At 68.3% G+C, this 3,606-nt stretch carries 2 protein-coding genes; both read left to right on the top strand.

From position 1 onward, the window contains the following. Positions 1 to 138 precede the first annotated feature (138 nt). Entirely contained in the window at positions 139 to 792 is a 654-nt protein-coding gene (locus ACWDA7_RS51260; protein WP_450614897.1) for a group II intron maturase-specific domain-containing protein, read from the top strand. Between the two features lie 275 nt (positions 793 to 1,067). Then, positions 1,068 to 3,503, top strand: coding sequence for a SpoIIE family protein phosphatase (locus tag ACWDA7_RS51265; RefSeq protein WP_450614899.1), 2,436 nt, complete (start codon positions 1,068 to 1,070; stop codon positions 3,501 to 3,503). The last annotated feature ends 103 nt before the right edge of the window (positions 3,504 to 3,606 follow it).

Here is a 3,606-nt window from a genome sequence, read left to right on the forward strand (position 1 = left end):
TGTGCTGGCGTCGTCTTTTCCGCCGTTTTTTTCTCGCGGTGTGCGGGTGGGGGGGGGGGGGGCAACCCCCCCCCGCCGACTCTCCTCGTCATTCTGGTCTCCAGCACCCGAGCGCACACCGAGGCGCTGCTTCCTGAAGTGGCCAAGGTCCTCTCCACCGTCGGCCTGCGGCTGTCGGAGGAGAAGCCGCTGATCACGCATATCGACGAGGGCCTTGACTTCCTCGGATGGCGCATCCAGCGCCACCGGAAGCGAGGGACCGACCGGCAGTACGTCTGCAACTACCCGGCCAAGAAGGCCCTTCGGGCCATCAAGGCCAAGACAAAGGCGATCTGCAGGATGAACGTCAGCCTGCCGCTGGCAGTCCTGCTGCACAAGCTCAACCAGGTGCTGCGGGGCTGGACTGCCTACTTCCGCCCCGGGGTGTCCGCCCGGACCTTCCAATACCTGCGCATGATCGTCTGGCGCCAGGTCTTCGGTTGGCTGCCGCGCAAGCACCTCGGCACCGGGTGGAAGGAACTCTGCCGCCGCTACTGCGACGGCAAATGGTGGCCGCACGACGGAGAAGTCGTCCTGTTTCAACCCCGGGGCGGTAGTCACAACGCGCTACCGCACTCGTGGGACGACCATTCCGTCGCCCTGGCCCAGCGCGAGTTGAGGAGATCGACAGTCCAACGGGACTTGTGGAGAGCCCGGTGCTCGGCCAACGGGCACGCCGGGTTCGGGAGGGCGGCATGGAGAATCGGGCCGGGAGGAATCCCGGAACCGCGCTCCATGCCGACCCCACCATGATGTCGCCGTGGTCGACGCTGCTGGCCGGCAGGTGGCCGGGCTGCGGATCAGTGACGATGCCACGGGCTTCCAGTGTGGGTCTGTCTGTGGCAGGAGCTGACCGGCCGTATACAGGAAGACCTCGCACCCGTGCCCCCTGAAGCGAGCCCCGCAGCCTGTCGAAAGAGCTCTTGGCTCCCGATTCGGATGGCGATGCCCCGCTCCGGTGCCCATCAGGGTTCGGAGGCCATACTGGAATGGTCGGGGGAGACATCATCAAGGGCAGACGAGCGGCGATGATGCGATACCGAACCGCTTCCGGCGACCGGCCGGATGACATTCCCGACGCGGCGTTCGCAGCCACGGCCACCACCGATGAGCGGGGCATCGTGACAGGGTGGAGCGAGGGCGCGCAGCAGATGCTCGGCTATCGTCCCGAGGACATCGTGGGGAGGCCAGCGGCCGACCTGCTTGCCGAAGACGTGAAGGAGATGGCCCGGCAGCCGCGGGACGGACTGGTGGAGAGATGGAGTGGAAGGGCGACGCTCCAGCACCGGGACGGCCACCGTGTGGGGGTCAGGGTACTCGCGAACCGCCGCGAGGCAGAGGACGGAGCCGCCGAGTGGTTCGTGGTGTCTGCCGTGCCGCGCCAACCGCGCCCCGACCATAGCAACGCGCTGGTGGAGTGGACGTTCGCCCAGACACCGTGTGCCCTGGCCATCTACGACACAGATCTGCGGCTGGAGCGGGCGAACGCCGGCATGGAACGCGTACTCGCCCTCACCGAGGACCAGATTCGCGGGCTGCGCCTGTCCGAGATAGCGACGGGCCCCGAGGCCGATAGGTCCGAGGAGGCCATGCGGCTGGCACTGGCCAGCGGCGAACCGCAGCACGTGGAGAGCTACTTCCGTGCACCCGGCGAGAGCCGTAAGCACGCCTGGTCGGTCTCCACCGCCCCGCTCAGGGACCGGACCGGCCGACTGCGCGGTGTGTGCCACGTGGCGCAGGACATGACCGAGCAGTACGAGGCCCGGCAGCGGCTGATACTGATCAACGAGGCCGGTACCCGCATCGGCACCACCCTGGACATCGCACACACCGCCCAGGAACTGGCCGACGTCGCCGTCCCCCGGCTCGCGGATTACATGAGCGTCGACCTGCTCACGTTCCTGCATCGCGGCGACGAGCCGCTGGCCGGCCCGCTGACTGGCGGCCTGCCCACCCTGTGCCACACTGCCCAGCAGTCCGTCCTCGAGGGTTGTCCCGATGCCCTGGTCGAGGTGGGAGCCATGACCACCTATCCAGCGTTCTCGGCGCCGGCCGAGGTGCTGGCCACGGGCCGCCCCGCAAAGTACGAGACGACCGAGTCCACCATCACCCGGTGGGCGGCCGACGACCCTGCCGTGGCCGCCTGGATCCGTGAGTACGGGACGCACTCGATGATGGTGGTGCCCATCCGTGTCCGAGGCATCACCCTCGGCATAGCCCTCTTCGCCCGTCACCGGCGCCCGGAGCCCTTCGAACGGGACGACCTGCTGCTGGCCGAGGAGATCACCGCCAGAGCGGCTGTCTGCATCGACAACGCCCGCCGGTACGGCCGCGAGCGCACCACGGCCGAGACCTTGCAGCGGAGCCTGCTTCCCCAGAGGCTCCCCAGGCAGGCAGCGGTGGAGGTTGCCTCTCGCTACCTGCCGGCCGGCGCCCGGGCTGGTGTAGGCGGTGACTGGTTCGATGCGATCCCGCTTTCCGGTGAACGGATCGCCTTGGTCGTCGGTGACGTGGCCGGCTGCGGCCTCCAGGCCTCCGCCACGATGGGCCGACTGCGCACCGCTGTGCGCACCCTGGCCGACATCGACCTCCCACCCGACGAGCTGCTCACCCACCTCGACGACGTCGTCGTTCGCCTGTCCGCCGAAACGTGTACCACCAGGGACGCCGAAACGGCCGGGGAGATCGGGGCTAGCTGCCTGTACGCCGTCTACGACCCGGTTTCCCGCCGCTGCACCCTGGCCCGGGCTGGCCACCCACCGCCGGCTGTGGTCACCTCGGACGAGACCGCCCACATCCTCGACCTGCCTGCTGGCCCGCCACTCGGCCTGGGCGGCCTGCCCTTCGAAGCGAGCGAGATCGAACTGCCAGAGGGCAGCCTCCTCGCCCTGTACACCGACGGTCTGATCGACGGCCGAGACCGCGACGTCGACGAAGAACTCGACACGCTGCGCAACTCCCTCGTCCAACCCGCCCCGTCCCTGGACGCGCTCTGCGACACCGTACTCAAAGCACTGCTCCCGGCACGGCCCGACGACGACATCGCGCTGCTTCTTGCCCGTACCCGCGCCCTCCACGCCGACCAGGTCGCCACCTGGGACGTCCCGTACGACCCCGCCGTCGTCGCCCAAGCTCGCCGGAATGCCTCCGCCCAACTGACCGAGTGGGGACTGGATGAGGCCATCTTCATTACCGAACTGGTGGTCAGCGAACTGGTGACCAACGCCATCCGCTACGGCCAACCCCCCATCCAGCTGCGGCTGATTCACGACCGTACGTTGATTTGCGAGGTCTCGGACGCCAGCAGCACCACACCGCACCTGCGCCGGACCCGCGTCTTCGACGAGGGCGGCCGCGGCCTGCTCCTGGTCGCCCAGCTCACCACACGCTGGGGCACCCGTCATTCCCGCACCGGCAAGACCATCTGGGCTGAGCAGCTCCTCCCCGCGAGCCGGGGACTGTAAATGAAGGTCAACACCGTTGCGTTTACCGGCGACGACGAGATGCAAGTCCGTTGTCCATGATCTGGATCTGGACGTTGAGGGTGTAGGTCTGGGCCTGCTGGGG

It is taken from the genome of Streptomyces sp. NPDC001156 (assembly GCF_053598275.1).

Coding starts and splice junctions, on each gene's coding strand:
- ACWDA7_RS51265 (WP_450614899.1), top strand. CDS start 1,068: ATGATGCGATACCGAACCGCTTCCGGCGACCGGCCGGATGACATTCCC.